Here is a 17,375-nt window from a genome sequence, read left to right on the forward strand (position 1 = left end):
GACTCCGGACATGAGGACGTTATCCGGGCTCCAGGCGACAGCTCTCACACGACCTCGCACCGGCGTCCTGTCCGCCGGATAGTGGATCAAGAACTCATCGTCTGCGGCCACCAGCCAGAGTGTCCCGTCTCCACGGGGCTACTCCGATGCCACGGTCTATCTACAAGTACGTGCCGGAACTGGCGGCGGGTCGGGACTCCCTGGTGGCGACTGCTCCCCGGCGACTCTGCCCGCCCCTCGCTGACCCTGGGATTTGGGAAGTACCGTGGCTCAGGGGAACTGTGAAGTCGGCCCGGGGCGCGGTTCCGGTCTTCCGACCGGCCCGTTTCCCCGGACCGCTTCCCGCACCCGGCGTGCCCGTTTCCGGGCACCGGGCGCTCCACAAGCCCTGTCATGGGCATCCGGGGGTCCTCATCCCGTGACTGGCCAGGGAGTTGGGATCTTCGTTCCCCGGTATCGGTAGCGCGTCGTGCCTACCTTCGCCGGGTTGAACAGTGATCGCTCCTCCGAGGCCGGCCACCACACGCCGCCCTTGTAATAGCGGTGGCGCAGGTCCTTCCAGCTGGACCGGCGGTGTTTGCGGCGCAACCATCGGCCGACCTGTTGCCATGTGTAGAAGCTCAGGTAGCCGAAGGCGGCGCTGGACACGCCGGGGCGGAAGTAGACGCACCAGCCCTTGAGCGCCGGATTGAGCTGGCGCAACAGAGCATCGAGCGGCTGGCTCGTGTCCATCTGTCGGCAGAGGGTCCTGACCTTGCCCGTCACGGCCTGCACGGCCTTGCGTGCGGGATAGGTGTAGACGTACTGCTTGGACGTACCTCGCTTGCGGTGGCGCTGGATACGCCAGCCGAGGAAGTCGAGGCCCCCGTCGATGTGGGTGATCAGAGTCTTCTCCGGTGACAGGCGCAGGCCCATCGGAGAGAGGACTCCAGCGATCTCCTCGCGCAGGGCTTCAGCGTCGGCTTTGGTGCCTGAAACGACCAGACACCAGTCGTCCGCGTACCGGATAAGCCGGTAGTTGGGCAGACCTTTGCGACGACGCTTGGCCCGCTCACTCGCACTGACACCTGGACCTCCCGGGGCCTGGGCGATGTGCTCGTCTAGGACCGAGAGAGCCACGTTGCTCATGAGCGGCGAGAGGATCGAACCCTGCGGGGTTCCGGCGCGGGTCTCTCGCAGCACGCGGTCCTCACCGAGGATGCCCGCTTTGAGGAACGCCTTCACCAGTGCCAGGACGCGCTTGTCCCCGACTCGTCTGCGTACCCGGTCCATCAGGGCCGGGTGCGAGATTTCGTCGAAGCAGGCTTTGATGTCGCCCTCAACGATCCACTCATACGAGCGGGACGCCATGTGACGCACCTCGGCCACAGCGTCGTGAGCACGACGGTTCGGGCGGAACCCGTAGGAACACGGTAGGAACTCCGCCTCGAAAATCGGCTCCAGCACCAGCTTCAAGGATGCCTGGACCACCCGGTCGGTCACGGTGGCGATCCCCAGACGACGCAACCTGCCGCCTGTCTTGGGGATCATCCGTTCCCGCACCGGCAGCGGCTGGAAACTACGGTCCTTGACCTGCGACCGCAGCCCGTCGAGGAAGTCCTCGACGCCCTGTCCGGCCTCGACGGAACGGGCGGTGCGCCCGTCCACCCCGGCCGTGCGCGCACCCTTGTTGCCCCGCACCCGATCCCACGCCACCAGAAGGAAGGCGGGATCGGCGACGAGATTGAAGAGGTCATCGAACCTGCGATGAGGGTCATCACGGGCCCAACAGTGCAGCTTGGTCTGGATCTTCAGTACCTTGCGCTCCGCCTGATACTCGGCGTGCTCAAGCTCGTCGGTGTTCACCGGCGACAACCTCCTGACATTCCAGTAACTTCGTCTGCTGGCTTGCTGGCCCCCTTGGCCCTGCGACCGGTTCTCCCGGTCTCCTTGTTGGGTCGTTACTCCCACGACTACTACGGGGCCTCCGCCCCATCCGACAGCCCTCAGTCGACAACGGACCTGCCCGCCGCCGGACTGGCTGTCCAGAGGGAAGGGCGACTGCGGATGGTTCCCACGTTCACCACGAAATCGATCAAGGAGGGAGGTGCCCACCTATACCCCGGCAGCCTCGCCATGCCTACGCCGCAGGCTTTCGGCATGGCCTCCCCACCAGACCCGCGATCCGGCTTCGGAGTTGAACATCACCCAAACGAGTGACGGTCACGCGCTGCATCTCGACCCGTATCCGTCAGGTTTGAGTCGAGTGCGACAGTTACAGGGCTTCGGACAGTGGTTCCTCGCGTACACCTTCTCCTCGCTGCTAGCCGGACCCGGGTCATCTGACAGTGCCGACCCGTCCCGTACGTTGTCGGGGCTGCTCTCACCGTTGCGCGCGTTTCCGCACTTCGACTGCCCCCAGCTTCACCGGTCAGCTGCGACTGACCGGCGGTGAGGTCCTTTCACCCTCACTCGATTTCATGGCGCCTCGTGGCGCACCACGGGATGTCGCACACTCCTCGCCTACAACTTCAGGGCGTACAGAGTGCTGGACCTGCTCCGGTCGAAACCGACGGCGTACAGCATCTCGTCGGCCATCACGGGCGACCAGCCGAAGCTGCGATCGGTCGCATGCCTCCAGCGCTCCCGGCCGGTCGCGGCGTCCACCGCGTACAGACCGTGCCCGGTGGTTACGTACACAACGTTGCCGTTCAACACGGGCGAGTTGAACAGGCCCCCACGGCCAGCGGTCACCCCGCCGTCGACGGCAAGGTCCCACCGCTGTCGGCCGGTTGCGGTGTCCACCGCGTGCAGCTTGCCGTCCACGCTGCCGAAGTACGCCATACCATTGGCCACCGCCGGAGGCGCCTGTACCTCGTCGCCAGCCTCGAACTTCCAACTCTCGTGGCGCCTCCCCCCGAGTGGTGGACACCTGATCGCCGCCCCGCTGGGGGGCGGCAGAAGGTGATCGATTATGGTGATGAAGGTCTATTCACCCGAGTTCAAGGCGGATGCCGTCGCGCTGTACCTGTCGGACCCGGGCCACACCTTCGAGAGTGTGGCGAAGGACCTCGGCGTCAACCGCGAGACGCTGCGTACCTGGGTGCGCGCGCACCGCGCCCGCGGCGGCCAGGACCCGACGGCGGATACGAGTGCGAAGGACGGCAGGACCGTGGCGAAAGCGGCCACGCGCGAGGAGCTGGAGGCGGAACTGGCCTCGGTGCGCGCGGAGTTGAAGCAGGCGCGCAAGGAGATGCACAAGCTCTCCCAGGAACGCGACATCCTGCGTAAGGCGACGAAGTTTTTCGCGACGGAGATGAACTGGTAAGCCGCTTCCTGTTCATTGATGATCACCGCGACGTCTTCAGCGTCAAGCGGCTGTGCGAGGTGTTGTGCGTCGCACGCTCCGGCTTCTACAAGTGGCTCATCTCGCGCCCGGCGCGCGAGCAGCGGGCGCGGGCCGATGCCGAGCTCGCCGAGCGGATCCGGGGCATCCACGCCGAGTCCGGCGGCACCTACGGCGCACCGAGAATCACCGCCGAGCTGCGGGACGCGCACGGCATGGAGATCAACGAGAAGCGGGTCGCTCGGGTGATGCGCGCCTTCGGCGTCGCCGGCTACCGCAAGCGGCGCAGGACCGTCACCACCGTCCCGGATCCCGATGCCGCGGTGGTGCCGGACCTGTTCCGGCGGGACTTCACCGCACCTGCGCCGAACATGAAGTACATGGGCGACATCACCTATCTGCCGGTCGGTGACGGGGAGTTCCTCTATCTGGCGACCGTACTGGACTGCTTCAGCCGCCGGGTGGCCGGCTGGTCGATCACGGATCACATGCGCACCGAGCTGGTCGCCGACGCGCTGACGGCCGCCGACGCGCTCCGCGGCGGCCTCGCCGGCGCCGTCTTCCACAGTGACCACGGCGCCCAGTACTCGTCCGCCGAATTCGCCTCCCTGTGCGAGGAGTTGGGCGTAGTCCGGTCGATGGGAGCCGTGGGCACCTCCGCCGACAACGCCGCCTGCGAGTCCTTCCACGCCTCCCTCAAACGCGAGACATTGGGCGACCGGCGACGCTGGGACGACGCTGAACAGTGCCGTCAGGAGGTGTTCGCCTGGCTGGTGCGATACAACTCACGTCGCCGGCACTCCGCCAACGCCCAGATCAGTCCCGTCAACTACGAGACATCACATAGCATGACTCTTGCCGTATAAGCATGCGAAGAGTGCCCACTCTCGTGGGGGAAGGCCCCGTCACCCGAAGCGGCATCCAGCGCGTACAGGCTGTGGTCCGTGCTGCCGAAGTACACCGTCCCTCGGACAACTGCCACGGACGACACCCAGGCACCGTCCGCGTTGAACGTCCACCGCTCCTTGCCGGTGGAAGCGACCCGGGCATACAGGTATCCGAAGCCGCCGACGTACACCACACCGCCTGCCACCGTCGGCGCAGTGGCTTCACTACCGGTGTCGAAGTCCCACCGCGGCTTCCCGCTCGTCGCATCCACTGCGTACAGGGTGCCGGTCACGGTGCTGACGTAGACGATCCCGTCAGCCACAGCCGGCGACTGCACCAGCGGCCCGCCCGCGTCGAATGCCCACCGCTCGTTTCCGGTTTCGGCGTCCACCGCGTAAAGGTTGCCGTCCACGCTGGCGGAGTACACCACTCCGTCAGCCACAGTCGGCGGTGAGCCCCACTCGTCGGTATCCGAAGAGGAGGGAAGGAAGCCGCCTGTACCGAACTTCCACCGCTCCTCGCCGGTCGCGGCGTCGACTGCGTGCAGGCCTTTGTCCAAGCTGCCGAAGTAAGCCACCCCGTCGGCGACAGTCGGTGTCAGGCCCTTGTCGACCTTCCACCGTTCCTTTGGCGCGGAGACACCACCCTGCACGGACTCGGAGCCTTCACCGGAACCGTTGCCGAAGTTGTTGATGATGTTGACGGTGCCGATCGATCCGAGGACAAGCAGCAGGGCCACGGCCACCGCCGCGATGGCGAGAACGATGTAGGCGCCCCGCGTCCTGTGGATAGTTAACGGCCCGAAGTTGATGGTTCCGCTCACCTTGCTGCGGTTGATCGTCAACGTGTTGACGTGCGCGTTCCCGCCCGCCGTTACGGTCGCTTCGAGCTGCCGGGCGAAGCCCGCGTTGCCCCTGACCTCATCAGTCAGCAGGGTCCGCACGTGCTGCTGCGCCTCCGGCTGCTGCGGATCCTCCTGCAGCCGATCCAGGGCCGCTCTCCCCTCCTCCGACTCACCGAGCCGCTGCCGAACGACCCGAGTGACTTCTTCACCCGCCGCAGTCCCCACGCTGGTCGCAGCTCCCGTCGCCAGCGCCGACATGATCTGTACGGCGATAGCCGCGAGGTTGCCCGGCTCCATCCCCCACGCCCCCCTTTTCCGTGACCGCTAGTGACACCTCGTGTCACATGCCCCTCTGCTGGTCACGTGAATCGCATAACCGAGCGGGCCGCTGGCCGCCAACCATTGGCCGCGTCTACGCCGGGCAGCGACCGGGGCGTACATGCGGGAAACCTCATGCTCCGGAGCGGTGGCGCATTCGATCTACCGGTTCCGGCAGAAGGTGCTGCGCACGGCCCTGGATCTCACGTGGCCGCAGCTCGGCGCCCCGTACCTCGGCCTGCCCGCGGACGCCGAGCAGGCGGCCCGGATCATTTCATGGTTGAACAGCCAGGAAGCGGTGGCCAGTTGAGCAAACTCCCCCGCCCCTGACCGCGGTCGAGCGCGGCGCTTGGGGCGTGGGCACCGAGTCAGCAGCCGACGGAGGTCTGCCCACACTGCGTACGCTTCGTGGCCGAACATCACTTGGCTTCCTCGGGATTGGTCGCGGCCAGAAGGCCGTCGCCCGGCCACAGAGACCACCCCGCTTCCGCCCAGGCCAGTTGCTTGCCGACCTCGACAAGGACCTCTATACGTTCGGCCGGCCCGTACGCCTGACACCGCCCGGCCGCCGGGTCGTAGGCCCGCACCTCGCTGTGCGGGCCGGAGCACACCAGGGCACGGGCAATGTCCGGCAGGCCCAGGCTGAGAGCGTCGCAGTCACGGTCACGGATGAGCTGGAGCAGGTCCGCAGTGACCGCTTCCCAGTCGCCGACCTCCGGCCAGAGCGCACCGCCGCCCAGTTCGTGCGTGAGCGTGGACAGCGGCACGATCTCGCGCTGCCGGCAGCCACGGGTAACGCGGTCGTAGATGCGCGCGCCGTCAGGCTGTTGTACGCGCGGGTGCAGCAGGGAGGCTGCGGCCACGAGCGAGGTGTTGATTTCCTGGGCGGCGGCCGGGTAGTACGCCTCGTGCGCGAACAGCAGGTACACCTCGCTCGTCCGCTGCTCGGGAGCGTCCTGCAGGTGGGGCATGTGTGTTTCCTCCTTCGTTGACGAAATGCGGGTCGTTGCTTGGGCTGAGGCATGGGGCTTTCGGCGAGGCCCGGGTGGACAGGGGCCCAGCGGTGTGTCGCCCTGCGTGCTTGCGGCGATCTGGCTGGCGAGTTGCAGCATCAGGTGCTCCCGGGCGATGAGCTCGCTGGAGGCCGAGCGTGTGTCGTGGGTTTGGAGCAGGTCTGCTGTGTCGAACAGCTGGTGGTGGCCGATCTCGACGGCGCGCCGCAGCTGGTGGGCGTCGCTGCCGGCGGCGGCGTGGACGAGGCCGGTGTGGAGGGCGGCGAGGCGCTGAAGGTAGCGGCAGGCGGCTTCGTCCTCGACGATCCGGATGTTCTCGCAGGCGCGGGCATCGAGCGGGCCGGGGAGATGCTCGGCAAGCAGCGGGGCCAAGGCGGCCAACTGGCAAGGCGGCCGGAAGGCCCGGTGTCCGCTTGCCGCCGCTCTCGGGCGTGCCGGAGGCGAGCCGCACACTGAGGCGGTCCGCGCCCCCGCGCTGTCGGCTTGGCAGGGTTCCGGGGCCGTGAAACGCTCATTTTATGGCATATCTGTCCCGCGTCTGCACATCGATCTCGAACGGGTGAGCCCGGCTGCCTGCCGGGAATCCCCCGGGATCCAGGCTCCCGTTCGGGAGTAAGGAACAGCCATGAGGACGACTGAGCACGCTCACGACCGCGACGACCACAGTGACCCCACCTTGTACCGCACTCCGGCGGATGCCGTCGCCGCGCCCCCGGAGAAGCTCGCCTATGTCGTCGGTTTCGACCCGAGCGCACAGCGCGCGGACGCGTTGTTCACCGTCGGCACCGACCCCGAATCCCCCGTATACGGCCGCGTGACCGCCCACGCCGAGCTACCCGGTCTGGGCAACGAACTGCACCACTTCGGCTGGAACGCCTGCTCGAGCGCGCTGGCGCATGCCGGTCATCATCACGCTGCGCGGCGCTACCTCATCATCCCGGGACTGCGCTCCTCCCGGCTGCACGTCTTCGACACCGGCCCCGATCCCGCCCGCCCGCTCCTGGTCAAGGTGGTCGAGCCCGAGGAGCTGGCCGCCAAGGCCGGATATTCGCGTCCGCACACACTCCACTGCGGCCCCGACGGAGTGTTCCTGTCCTGCCTGGGCGGCCCGGACGGTGCGGACGGACCTGGCGGCGTCGCGCTGCTGGACCATGAAAGCTTCGAAGTGCTGCGCGCCTGGGAGAGCGACCGCGGACCGCAGCGGTTCGCCTACGACCTCTGGTGGCATCTGCGCCAGAACATCGCCGTGACCAGCGAGTGGGGCACCCCCTCGATGTTCGAGGACGGCCTTGTCCCCGAACTGCTGCTGGGTCGCCAGTACGGCCACTCGCTGCACTTCTGGGAGCTGGACTCTGGCCGGCACCTGCAGCGCATCGATCTGGGGGATGAGAACCAGATGGTGCTGGAGCTGCGTCCCGCGCACGACCCCGAGGCGACGTGGGGGTTCGCACACGCCGTGGTCAACGTGGAGGACTTGTCGGCGTCGGTGTGGCTGTGGAACCGGGAGGGCGAGGACTTCGTGGTCCACAAGGTGATCACCATCCCTGCCGAGCCCGCGCAAACGGAGGACCTGCCCCCGGCGCTGCAGCCGTTCGGCGCCGTGCCCCCATTGATCACCGACATCGACCTGTCGGTTGACGACCAGTGGCTGTACGTATCCGCATGGGGAACCGGCGACCTGTTCCAGTACGACGTGAGCGACCCGTTCCATCCGAGGCAGACCGCGTCCGTGCGTCTTGGCGGCATCGTCAGCCAACAGCCGCATCCCGCCGAGCCGGAGATTCCGCTGTCCGGCGGAGCGCAGATGGTCGAGCTCAGCCGCGACGGGCGGCGCGTGTACCTGACGAACTCCTTGTACGGCACGTGGGACGCGCAGTTCTATCCCGCGGGAATCGACCCGTGGATGGTCAAACTCGACGCCGACACCTCGGACGGCGGGCTCTCCGTCGACAGCCGCTTCTACCCGCACGGCCCGGACTTCCTGGGCTTGCGCGTGCACCAGACACGCCTGCAAGGCGGCGACGCCTCCTCGGATTCGTACTGCTACAGCCGCTGACCGCTCGTGCTCCGCGAGCGTCGGCGCCGGCGCTCGCGGCGGTTGCCGCCGCGGTGGCGAAGCCTCTGCCTGTCATGCCGGCCCCTGGGCGGTCCGGGCGGCGGACGACACCGGATGCCGGCAACTTCGCGCTGACCGCGTGCCCCATGACACCACGCCACGCCGATCTCAGGTGTGGTCGACCCTTGGCAACGCCCGCCCGGAATAGCCGCAGCCTGCACAGTGCGCGTCCACACCTGAGCCCGGACACTGCATCGCCGTCATTTCTCATGACCATCCGAGAGCCCTTGGATCGCCAACCGCTGCTGCAACTCATCGATAAACGCTGTCACTGGAAAGGGAGTCGTTTGTCGACACATCGGGAGTCACTTCGTGATTCGGCTGTGTGATCAATGTCGATGAGGTTGGGAGTCGCTGCCGCCGTTCTCTCAGGCCGAGCCGCAGCACATTCGAGGATTCGGTCCGCGCCGCCTTCGACGCGGAGGGCAATTCGTCTTGATCTGTCCGCGAGGCTGCTGGTGTAGGCGTGATTATTTGTAGGCGGCGACAGCGGCGAAGTAGATACCGAGAGCGGCGGCTGCGGCGCCCGCGCCGCTGATGATCGCCTGGGGGATGCCGACGCCGGAGCCGCGGGCGAGCAGGCCCGCGATGATGGCGATGTTGAGGGCGGCGGACAGGGCGAGCAGCAGGGACATGATCTGCAGTGGGCTCATGGCGGGAACTCCCTGTGATGGTGATGCCGGCCCTGGTGGGCTGTGCGGATGAGTTCGACGCTGGCTGTCCAGCCAGCTGTCCAGCAGGAGTTGGCTGCAGATTGGATACATCGATCCGAAGCGGGCTGGTGGGCCCCTAGGGTTCACGGCATGTCAGGGCGTGCGTGCGCCCGGGTGTCGAGGGGCCAAGTGGACATCCGCGCACGGGCCAGAGGGAGCGAAAGGGCGTCCTGATGACGGCACCGGGGGTGCAGGAACCGGACTACGACACGCTAGTCGCCGAACTGGTCGCGTTCCGCGTCGACCGCCTGCAGGGGAAGCTGTCCAACCGCACACTGGCCGAGGCCGCCGGCGTCAGTCCCACCACGATCGGGAACTGGCTGAACCTGCAAGAACGGCCGTTCCCTCAGAAGATCGATCCGCTGCTGAACCTGCTGCGGGCCATACGGACCTATGCCGAGAGCGCCAGGCTGGCCGACGACCCGGCGGCGGGCGCACTGCTGGATGCGCAGCGGTGGCGCCGTGCCTACAAAGCCAAGGCCCGTCAGAACGCGGACGGAACACGCGCCGCGGTTGTGGCCGAGCATGGCCAGACGGTGCTGGAGCGCATGCGGCCGGGCCAGCCCCTGCCGCTGGTGACGGACCCGTTTCACCTGGAGGTCCACCACGCGATCGACTCCCAGACCGCCGGACTGCCGGTGCTTCCCGAATACGTGCCGCGCGAGCACGACCGCCTACTCGGCGAGGTTGTGGAACGGGCGGCTGACGACCAGGACCGGTTCAGGTTCGGGCGGGAGCCCGATGGAAGTGCTGCCGGGCCGTGGACGTGGGAGGACCTGGAGTGATCTGGGAAACAGACGTTTCCCGGTTGAACGGTTTCCCCTGGTGCTGCCTCCCGGACGCCTCTGTTGAGGCGTGATTCTTGGCTGTCCAAGGCCCAGTGGAGGCGAACCAGGACGCGATCGTCCACGTCCCGCCCCCGGCCGCCCCTACAGCCCGGAGTGACCATCACAGAGGCTGGTGGGACGGCTGCGGCGTACGGACGCGGAATCAGCAAGTGATGCCCGGGAGCCAGTTGGGCAGATCTGGCGTCCCCGTTCGTGAGGAGTAAGGGGGACGGATGGGCAGCGATCCGCGATGATGATCGGCCATGTGGTCCGCAGAGCCGGCACGGCGCCCGGGCGGGAGCGCCGCCTCGGGCACCGCGTCGGCCGTGGGGCAAGGTCAGGCGGGAGTGATGTTCTCCGCTTGCGGGCCCTTCTGGCCTTGGGTGATGTCGAAGGTCACGGCCTGGCCTTCCTGAAGCTCCCGGAAGCCGCTGGCGTTGATGTTGGAGTAGTGCGCGAAGACGTCGGGACCACCGCCATCCTGCGCGATGAAACCGAAGCCCTTCTCGGCGTTGAACCACTTGACGGTTCCGCTGGCCATGCCGATGCCTTTCATCTGATGACGGGTCCGCACCGCGCGTACCCGGAGGTGGTCGTCTTGGTCCTCGGGTACTGCACAGCAAAACGCCCGCACCTAGGCGCGGGCAGGAACTGCGAACCACGACATCTGCGGACGACGCTACAGGGCGGATGCGCCGGTCACCAGTGAGTAAGCCCCCTCAAAGACAGAACGGTGTTGAGCTGCCTCGACCTGGACCTGTCCGCTCAGGCAGCGGTCCATCGCCGCGTGCAACGACTGGTCTCTTCCTCCGGAATCTCCCGCCAGCTGTTGGCCAGCACGTGGAGGTGAGGCTCCGCACGGCGGGGATCCCGCAGGCGGGGACGGTCATGTGGCGCTCCATCCCATAGCGCGCCGGGCCTGCTTCACGGCGCGGGCAGTGGGCGCGATGAAAGACTAGCGAAAGGAGTGGGGTTCACTTTGTCAAGCGCTCGGCGCGGTCTCGCGCCGTCTCAGCGGCGCGGCGTGCCTGCTGCGCGGCATGGTCTGTTTCCGCGGCTCGGTTGCGGGCGTTGTCGAGGTCGTTTCGGACCCGGCGTCGCAGCTCCACCGTGGCGTGTAGTTGCTGGGCCAGTTCCGTCGCGCGCTCTTCGAGTTGACGGAGTGTTGATTCGGTCCGCTCGACGGTCGCCTGAGCCTGGTGGTGTTCCTCCTCGCGCTGGCGGGCCTGCTGTTCGGCCGCTTCCGCCGCGCGCTGAGCCTGGACGAGCTTTCTGCGCCGTGCCTCTCCGGGTCGCTGTTCGCGGGCGGACTTGGGGCCGGCCATGTCTGGGCGCTCTGGCCTCGGCGGTGTCTTGCGTCCGCGTGCCTTGGAGGGTGCGGGAGCCTGGCGGGTGGGTGCTTCGGCTACGGCGGCCGCGGTGAATCCGACGGGAGGGACGAGGGCCTTGACGAGCCGGCCGGAGGCCCATTGCTGGGCCGCGGCCGGGTCCGCGAGAGCCGCGTGCAGGGTCTGCTCGACCTTCCGCTGCGCGGCCTCACCGAGGGGATGTCCGGCCCCGGCCGCCAAGTCGCGGGCCTGCCGCGATAGTGCGCCGACGAGGGTGTGCTGCCGGCGGTTCAGGCGTCTGAGCTGGGTGCCATCAGCGTTGTGGTGGGCCTGGCGCAGGCCTTCGCCCAGGCGAAGCAGCCGGGTGACCTGAGCGGGCTTCGAGTGGACCAGCAGGTTGCTGGCCCAGGCCGACAGCGTGGGGCGGCGCAGCGCAGCAATCTGGGCGGCCAGCTTGCCTTCGCCGGCTGTGAGGGCCTCGTCCGCAACCGCATCGCGTGCCTCGACGAACCGGGTCGGATGCAGCACGTACAACTCGTCGGCGATGCTCTCCACATCCACAGCTCACCGCCGCCCTTCCCTTCTCGGTACAGGTATGCCCGCTTTGTCGAAATAGATCGCCTACATCACCCCTGATGCCGCAGGTCAGATGCGCCGTGCGGTGCGGTCGGCTTGACGCGGCTCGGCGGGGGTGGTTGGGCCAGGTCGGTCCGTGAACGACGAGACGCCGAAAAGCGGGCCGAGCTGCCGCATCGTCAGGTTCGTGCGGTAGTACACCGCGACCACCAGCACCCGCTCGGCCAGCGGCAGACTCCACGGCCGACCCATCATCGTCGCATCTTGGATGTGAGCCCCGCAGACCGCATGGCTGGCCACCGGACACCGCGTTGGTGCCGGGCCCGGTGACGGCGGGCCCGGCGCACCGGCCCAGTGCCGGGGATCCCGGCCGTGCAGGTCCACCTCAGCATGGCGGGGCGCTCCCGGTGGCGCGGCCGTGCCGGCCCCGGGCACCTCGGTGTCTGACCAGGCCGCGAGTCTTCGTCAGGTCCGCCTGCCGTCTCAATGGCCCGGGGGGTCCGGAGCAGGGCTTCGGCGTAGTCGCATGACGTCCGGTTCGTGATCATCCGAGGCCGAGGAGTGCGAGGGGGCGGCGAGGGTCGCGGGCGTTGCGGCGGAGGCCAGCGGCGATGTTCTTCACTCCGGCCGTGCGGAGGGCTCCGATGGCGAGGTTGCGCCAGGTGGCCATCGCGCGGGGCGCGTTGCCGGTCCGCAGCTGGGAGGCGTCCTCGGCGAAGGTGGTGTCGCGGACATGGTGCAGGGCCTCGATCTTCCAGTGGTCGCGGACGAGTTCGGCGAGCTGGGCCGCGGTGGCCTGCTCGGCGGTCAGGCTGGTCACGGCGTAGACCGTCTTGACGGTGGTCTTGTCGGTCTTGCGGTCGGTGCGCCGGCGCTTGAGCTGGACGGCCTGGCGGGCTCCGGGGAAAAGGAGGCTGTTCACGGTGGCGACCTTGATCCGGCGGATCTCCGAGCGGCCGTGGCCGATGCCCCGGGTGCGTCCCGGAAGCGGGATGTCTTTCCAGGGAAGGGACTTGAGCTGCCGGCGCAGCTTCTTCTGATTGCCCTTGACGATCACGATGTAGTGCGCTGCGCGGCCGAGGAGGTAGTCGGCGTGCTCACGTTGGGTGTGCATCGCGTCGCTGGTGACGACGGTTCCTGCCAGGTCGGCGACGGTGTCCAGCAGCGGCTGGAAGCAGGTTATTTCATTCGTCTTCTCGCCGACGTCCAGCTGGGCCAGGACCAGGCCGGTGGTGTGCTCCAGTGCGGCGAGCAGGTGGATCTTGCGGCCCTTCGCTTTGGCCGCGCCACGCAGGCTTTTGCCGTCCACTGCGAGGCCGCGCGGCTCCTCATCATCGGCCTCGCCGAGCACTGGGTGAGCGGCGAGCGGTGGCCGGCACTCTGTTGTCTCAGGATGCTGCAAGTGATCCTGTTCCCGGGGTGCCGGTTCGGTGTCCAAGGCCCGACTGCTGTGTTTCTCCTCCGGTTGCTTCTCCGGCCCCGAACCCCGGCCACCCGACATGTGCCGGAGTGGTACCACCGGTGGGTCTGATTCGTTCTGGGTCACAGCATCCGTACGCCGACCTGTTCCCAGGCCTTGTCCACCGCCTGGAGTTCCTCGCCATGGCCGTAGCGTGCGCGGGCGGCGCTCATCGTCAGTTTGGCGAAGTCAGAAAAAAGGGCCCGCTCTGCAAGTTCACCACCCGTGAGGACGTCGTACCAGATCTGTCCGGCCCTTTCCCAGGCATGACCGCCAAGGGCGGTGGCGACCAGATAGAACGCGTGATTGGGGATACCCGAGTTGATGTGAATACCGCCGTCGTCGCGGTCGGTGCGGACATAGTCGTCCATGGTCGCGGGCTGCGGGTCCTTGCCGAGGACGTCATCGTCGTATGCGGTGCCGGGAGCCTTCATGGAGCGCAGCGCCACCCCGGTCACGCGGGGGGTGAACAAACCGGCGCCGATGAGCCAGTCGGCCTCACCAGCCGTCTGGCCCAACGAGTATTGCTTCACGAGTGAGCCGAACACATCGCAGATCGACTCGTGCAGCGCGCCGGGCTGACCGTAGAAAGAGAGGTTCGCCGTGTACTGCACAACGCCGTGTGTGAGTTCATGTGCCGTCACGTCCATGGGGATGGTGAAGTCCTGGAAAACCTCGCCGTCGCCATCCCCGTAGATCATCTGCTCGCCGTCCCAGAAGGCGTTGTTGTACGCCTCGCCGCTATGAACCACCGCGACGAGTGGCAGGCCTTCTCCGTCCAGTGAATCGCGCCCGAATGCCCTCAGGAAGAAGTCATATGTGTCCCCCAGCGCGCTGTATGCGCGGTTGACCGTGGCGTCCCGCGTGGGTGGATCGCCCTCGATGCGCACCCTCCTGCCCGGCCGAGCGGTTGCCGACGCGGCTTCGTAGACGCTGACGCGGGGAGACCGGAGTCGCTCGACCGCCTGCACGACGAAACGGCGCGGCACCCTCGCGCGGCGGCAGATTTCCTGCTCGCCCAATCGCTCGATGACTTGCTCGACGGTGAGGTCGTTCACAGAGGCGGCCTGCCGAAGGAAAGCGACCGTTTTGTCGACCGGTACGGGCGGATCCCGGTGCGGCGGGCTGGTCGGCCGCAGCCAGGTCGTCCACACGCCGGCGCTCGCGAGTCGGGAGGTCGCGTACTCGGCCGCGGAGCCCGGAACGAGCGGGCTTTTCTTGTCCGCATCTCTCTCCGCATCGCGAGCCAGCAGTTGCAAGCACGAAACGGCCATGAGCGGGGGCGTGCTGATGGTGGACTCGGGCCGCCGCCCGCCCAGTTCCGGTCGCAGAACGCGGACATCAGGGTGCCCGGGCATCCGCCGGACCAATTCCTCTGTGATGGCCTGGAATTGCCGACGTCGTTCCTTCGCGCTCTCCGCCGGTTCGGGTGTCTGGAGCGCGTGAGCGCACACAAGGGCCTGCATAGGATTGAAAGCGTCACTGAGCAGGCGCTCGACCATCTCGCCGGAAACCAGGCAGCGATTCTGGCGCAGGCCGGACAGAACGATCTCCTGCGCCAGGGTCATCTCATTGTTCGGATCCCACGCAGTTCCCCATGGAATCGTGTGAATCGCGGCATGCACGGGATCGAGGCCTCTCCTGCCTGCCGGAACGAAAGCAACGGTCGTCCAGTCCGGCTCCACCCACAACGCAAGCGCCAGTGTCAGGAGACCGCTTCGCCATTCGAGGCGATAACTGCCCGCCGGAACGCGGCAACTCCAGGTCACCCATGACTCGGCACCGCTTCCTCCCGTCTCCCAGGCGTCGGGGTGCAGTACGTGGCCTGCCTCGTCCGTGATCTGCCAGACGAAGGGGCTGTCGTGGTTCGCGGAGTGGGTCACCCCGAGGAGCAGGACAACCAGCGACGGTATTTCGCTGCCTGAGCCAGGCGTCGAGTGACGGCTCCAATGACCCGCTGCCCTCTGATGTTCCGCATGGGCCGGCAGCGTGCCCGCCAGTGGGGCGGCGCAGGGCAGATCCATGAGGGAGGGCTGGTCAGTCCGCAGTCGTGCCGGTCGGGTAGTGGACATCGGTGTCCCTTCCCTTCACGGAGAACTCGCAGTAAGGATCCTCGGCCTCGTAGTCCCTGGGACCGACCCAGTACGTTCCGCTGGGCAACGACAGCTCCCACGGTGTGTCACTCCGCGCGTCCGCGCGGACCAGAAGGTCCTCGTAGTCGTCTCTGATCACCAGGTCCTTGACGTCGTGCGTGAAGTGCACCCGTACCCGGTAGGTCTCCGTGGGATCCTCGCGGCGCACGATGACGGGCATGCCCTGTTGCAGACGCACGGACGCCAGTTGGCGCCTGTCCGTGTGGCGGAAGACGAGACGGCGTACGTGATCGTCGAGCCCTGGAACCGTCACGCGCCCCGCCGTGTCCACGCCTGCGCGCATTCCGTCCAGGAGAGCTGTCGTGAAGTAGCCCCGCAGCGGCTCGCCGTCGGCCGCGGCTGCCGGTTCCAACGCCTGCTGGCCCCTCTCGGCTGCCAGCCCGAGGACGACACTGGGTAGATCGTTGGGACGCCACGCCTGCACCATCGGAGGTCCGCACGGGAGCAGGTGCAGCTCTTCCCGGCAGCAGTCGACGAAGAAGAGGACTTCCTTGAAGGGGCCGGATCGTCCGTACCAGTCGGCCAGAAGTTGGACCTCGACATGGTTGACCAGCCCGCCCTCGTCGGCCGATGGCATCAGGACGGCGCACCCGGTGCCACCTGGGGCTGTGCCGTGTCCGGCCAGGTATCCGTAGAGACGAGACCGTTCCCAACTCTCCGGCGAGGACTCCAGCTTGGCGCTCAGCCGGTTGTTGAGTTCGACGAAGTCTCTGAAGATCCGGTCCGCTGTGGGCTGTGCGGAGACGGCATCGATGACGTCCGTGTCCCCGGAGGCCGGTACCCGGATGATGTTCTCCTCAGGCACGTCGCCACCATGGGGATCGACGAGCCAGCGATGGAACGCCTCCGCGTCGTTGACCGGGCCGTGCAGATCGTCGAGCGAGACGTACCGGTTGATGCCGGAAACCACGGCGTAGTGATGTTCGTGCATGGGACTTCCCGTCTCAACCGGAAATCATCACTTGCAGGTTGGCGAGCAGCGCGGGATCCGTGCGGAACTGCGCATGGGAGCGCGCCCCGCACTCTGCCCCCGGCGACAAGACGAACGCACGGGGCTCGGCATCGGCGACGACACGTACTTCCTCGGCCTCGGCTCCGCCCGCGGTCTGCCCGGAGCCGTACCAGCGCGCCATTCCGGACAGCGGGACCGCCGCGCTCGTGCCGTTGGGGTCGCGCTCCAGCGCCCCGGAAACGAAGTACAGCAGCGAGCGCGGATACGCGACAGGCACGAGATGATCGGCCTTCTCGGCCTCGTCCGTCAACGCGAACATCCGGAATCGTTCGAAGGCTGTGTTCCTTCTGCGGAGTGTTGACGCCAGCTCGGGAAAAGTGCACATGGGAGCCAGGGCGACCACATCGCGTACCCGGAAGTCCGCAGAGAGGGGGCTGCCGGCCGAGCCTCGACGAGCGTCGAAGGCGGCAAGGAACGCGTTCATCAGCGGGACGCCGGAGCCGTGGCCCACCACCGTGACTTCCTTACGCTCCGGTACCGAGACGGTCTCGATGAAGCGGTCCAGAAAGTAGCGCCCGGCGCCCGCCGGACTCCCGTCACCCGAACGGAACGCCGTGGCCGCTTCGTCCTTCATCCCGGACCACAGTGCGGCACCCAGGTGGGCGAGGCAGAACTCTCGCAGAATCTCCTCGACCGCCGTGGGGTAGAGGCCGTGATGGGTACCGGCCCGGAATCTTTCGATCACCGCCCGGGCCGCGCTCACTACCTTGCGGACCAACAGACCAGTGACGACTTCCGGTACGGCACGGGAACTGTGCCTGCTCTCGGCCTGCTCCGCGGCTTCGGTGCGCGTGGAAGACATC

The 17,375-nt window shown here is 67.4% G+C and carries 15 protein-coding genes and 1 pseudogene; 4 read left to right on the forward strand and 12 right to left on the reverse strand.

What is annotated here, in order from left to right:
- Nucleotides 1-411: 411 nt before the first annotated feature.
- Nucleotides 412-1,845 (reverse strand): group II intron reverse transcriptase/maturase, encoded by a 1,434-nt coding sequence (ltrA, locus tag C4B68_RS00935; RefSeq protein ID WP_104879935.1) that lies wholly within the window; start codon nt 1,843-1,845, stop codon nt 412-414.
- A gap of 657 nt (nt 1,846-2,502) precedes the next feature.
- Nucleotides 2,503-2,961, reverse strand: a complete 459-nt coding sequence (locus C4B68_RS00945; protein WP_099505146.1) for an outer membrane protein assembly factor BamB family protein — start codon at nt 2,959-2,961, stop codon at nt 2,503-2,505.
- Here C4B68_RS00945 and C4B68_RS00950 point away from each other — a divergent pair.
- A protein-coding gene (locus C4B68_RS00950; protein WP_099505145.1) for an IS3 family transposase occupies nt 2,954-4,191 on the forward strand; the annotation gives its coding sequence in 2 pieces (ribosomal slippage) (nt 2,954-3,281 and nt 3,281-4,191; 1,239 coding nt in all). The two genes, C4B68_RS00945 and C4B68_RS00950, sit on opposite strands and share 8 nt — an antisense overlap.
- Here the strand turns inward: C4B68_RS00950 and C4B68_RS00955 are convergent.
- Complete coding sequence (locus tag C4B68_RS00955) at nt 4,155-5,354, reverse strand: PQQ-binding-like beta-propeller repeat protein (RefSeq protein ID WP_099505144.1); 1,200 nt, start codon at nt 5,352-5,354, stop codon at nt 4,155-4,157. The two genes, C4B68_RS00950 and C4B68_RS00955, sit on opposite strands and share 37 nt — an antisense overlap.
- Nucleotides 5,355-5,523: 169 nt before the next feature.
- On the opposite strand from C4B68_RS00955, the gene C4B68_RS41580 reads away from it, so the two are divergent.
- The gene (locus C4B68_RS41580) at nt 5,524-5,685 is read left to right on the forward strand and encodes a hypothetical protein (protein WP_167458967.1); all 162 of its coding nucleotides are present in this window, start codon (nt 5,524-5,526) and stop codon (nt 5,683-5,685) included.
- 109 nt (nt 5,686-5,794) lie between these two features.
- Here the strand turns inward: C4B68_RS41580 and C4B68_RS42750 are convergent, their stop codons facing one another.
- Nucleotides 5,795-6,769, reverse strand: a complete 975-nt coding sequence (locus C4B68_RS42750; protein WP_240634111.1) for a hypothetical protein — start codon at nt 6,767-6,769, stop codon at nt 5,795-5,797.
- Nucleotides 6,770-7,013: 244 nt separating this feature from the next.
- Here C4B68_RS42750 and C4B68_RS00965 point away from each other — a divergent pair, with 244 nt between their 5' ends.
- Complete coding sequence (locus C4B68_RS00965) at nt 7,014-8,444, forward strand: selenium-binding protein SBP56-related protein (RefSeq protein ID WP_099505141.1); 1,431 nt, start codon at nt 7,014-7,016, stop codon at nt 8,442-8,444.
- 530 nt (nt 8,445-8,974) lie between these two features.
- On the opposite strand, the gene C4B68_RS00970 is transcribed toward C4B68_RS00965, so the two are convergent.
- Nucleotides 8,975-9,157 carry a hypothetical protein gene (locus C4B68_RS00970; protein ID WP_099505140.1) on the reverse strand — a complete coding sequence of 61 codons (183 nt, stop codon included), beginning with the start codon at nt 9,155-9,157 and terminating at the stop codon, nt 8,975-8,977.
- Nucleotides 9,158-9,390: 233 nt separating this feature from the next.
- On the opposite strand from C4B68_RS00970, the gene C4B68_RS00975 reads away from it, so the two are divergent.
- The gene (locus tag C4B68_RS00975) at nt 9,391-10,002 is read left to right on the forward strand and encodes a helix-turn-helix domain-containing protein (RefSeq protein ID WP_099505139.1); all 612 of its coding nucleotides are present in this window, start codon (nt 9,391-9,393) and stop codon (nt 10,000-10,002) included.
- Nucleotides 10,003-10,381: 379 nt separating this feature from the next.
- On the opposite strand, the gene C4B68_RS00980 is transcribed toward C4B68_RS00975, so the two are convergent.
- The 7 genes and pseudogenes from C4B68_RS00980 to C4B68_RS01010 all read right to left on the reverse strand — a co-directional run bounded on the left by C4B68_RS00980 (nt 10,382) and on the right by C4B68_RS01010 (nt 17,374).
- Nucleotides 10,382-10,585, reverse strand: a complete 204-nt coding sequence (locus C4B68_RS00980) for a cold-shock protein (protein ID WP_037751662.1) — start codon at nt 10,583-10,585, stop codon at nt 10,382-10,384.
- A gap of 433 nt (nt 10,586-11,018) precedes the next feature.
- Nucleotides 11,019-11,927, reverse strand: coding sequence for a hypothetical protein (locus tag C4B68_RS00985; RefSeq protein ID WP_143674424.1), 909 nt, complete (start codon nt 11,925-11,927; stop codon nt 11,019-11,021).
- A gap of 117 nt (nt 11,928-12,044) precedes the next feature.
- Nucleotides 12,045-12,212: pseudogene (locus tag C4B68_RS44555) on the reverse strand (helix-turn-helix domain-containing protein); the annotation flags it as partial.
- A 280-nt stretch (nt 12,213-12,492) separates the two neighbouring features.
- Nucleotides 12,493-13,449, reverse strand: a complete 957-nt coding sequence (locus C4B68_RS00995) for an ISAs1 family transposase (RefSeq protein ID WP_257217473.1) — start codon at nt 13,447-13,449, stop codon at nt 12,493-12,495.
- Between the two features lie 41 nt (nt 13,450-13,490).
- A complete protein-coding gene (locus C4B68_RS01000) occupies nt 13,491-14,681 on the reverse strand; it encodes a M4 family metallopeptidase (RefSeq protein ID WP_099505153.1) in 1,191 nt (396 codons plus the stop codon).
- A gap of 763 nt (nt 14,682-15,444) precedes the next feature.
- A complete protein-coding gene (locus C4B68_RS01005) occupies nt 15,445-16,491 on the reverse strand; it encodes a caspase family protein (RefSeq protein WP_099505137.1) in 1,047 nt (348 codons plus the stop codon).
- 13 nt (nt 16,492-16,504) lie between these two features.
- Complete coding sequence (locus tag C4B68_RS01010; RefSeq protein ID WP_099505136.1) at nt 16,505-17,374, reverse strand: hypothetical protein; 870 nt, start codon at nt 17,372-17,374, stop codon at nt 16,505-16,507.
- Nucleotide 17,375: the final 1 nt, after the last annotated feature.

The organism is Streptomyces dengpaensis (assembly GCF_002946835.1).
Taxonomy (GTDB): domain Bacteria; phylum Actinomycetota; class Actinomycetes; order Streptomycetales; family Streptomycetaceae; genus Streptomyces; species Streptomyces dengpaensis.

Coding starts and splice junctions, on each gene's coding strand:
- C4B68_RS01000 (WP_099505153.1), bottom strand. CDS start 14,681: ATGGCCGTTTCGTGCTTGCAACTGCTGGCTCGCGATGCGGAGAGAGAT.
- C4B68_RS00995 (WP_257217473.1), bottom strand. CDS start 13,449: ATGTCGGGTGGCCGGGGTTCGGGGCCGGAGAAGCAACCGGAGGAGAAA.
- C4B68_RS01005 (WP_099505137.1), bottom strand. CDS start 16,491: ATGCACGAACATCACTACGCCGTGGTTTCCGGCATCAACCGGTACGTC.
- C4B68_RS00955 (WP_099505144.1), bottom strand. CDS start 5,354: ATGGAGCCGGGCAACCTCGCGGCTATCGCCGTACAGATCATGTCGGCG.
- C4B68_RS00980 (WP_037751662.1), bottom strand. CDS start 10,585: ATGGCCAGCGGAACCGTCAAGTGGTTCAACGCCGAGAAGGGCTTCGGT.
- C4B68_RS00975 (WP_099505139.1), top strand. CDS start 9,391: ATGACGGCACCGGGGGTGCAGGAACCGGACTACGACACGCTAGTCGCC.
- C4B68_RS00970 (WP_099505140.1), bottom strand. CDS start 9,157: ATGAGCCCACTGCAGATCATGTCCCTGCTGCTCGCCCTGTCCGCCGCC.
- C4B68_RS01010 (WP_099505136.1), bottom strand. CDS start 17,374: ATGTCTTCCACGCGCACCGAAGCCGCGGAGCAGGCCGAGAGCAGGCAC.
- C4B68_RS00965 (WP_099505141.1), top strand. CDS start 7,014: ATGAGGACGACTGAGCACGCTCACGACCGCGACGACCACAGTGACCCC.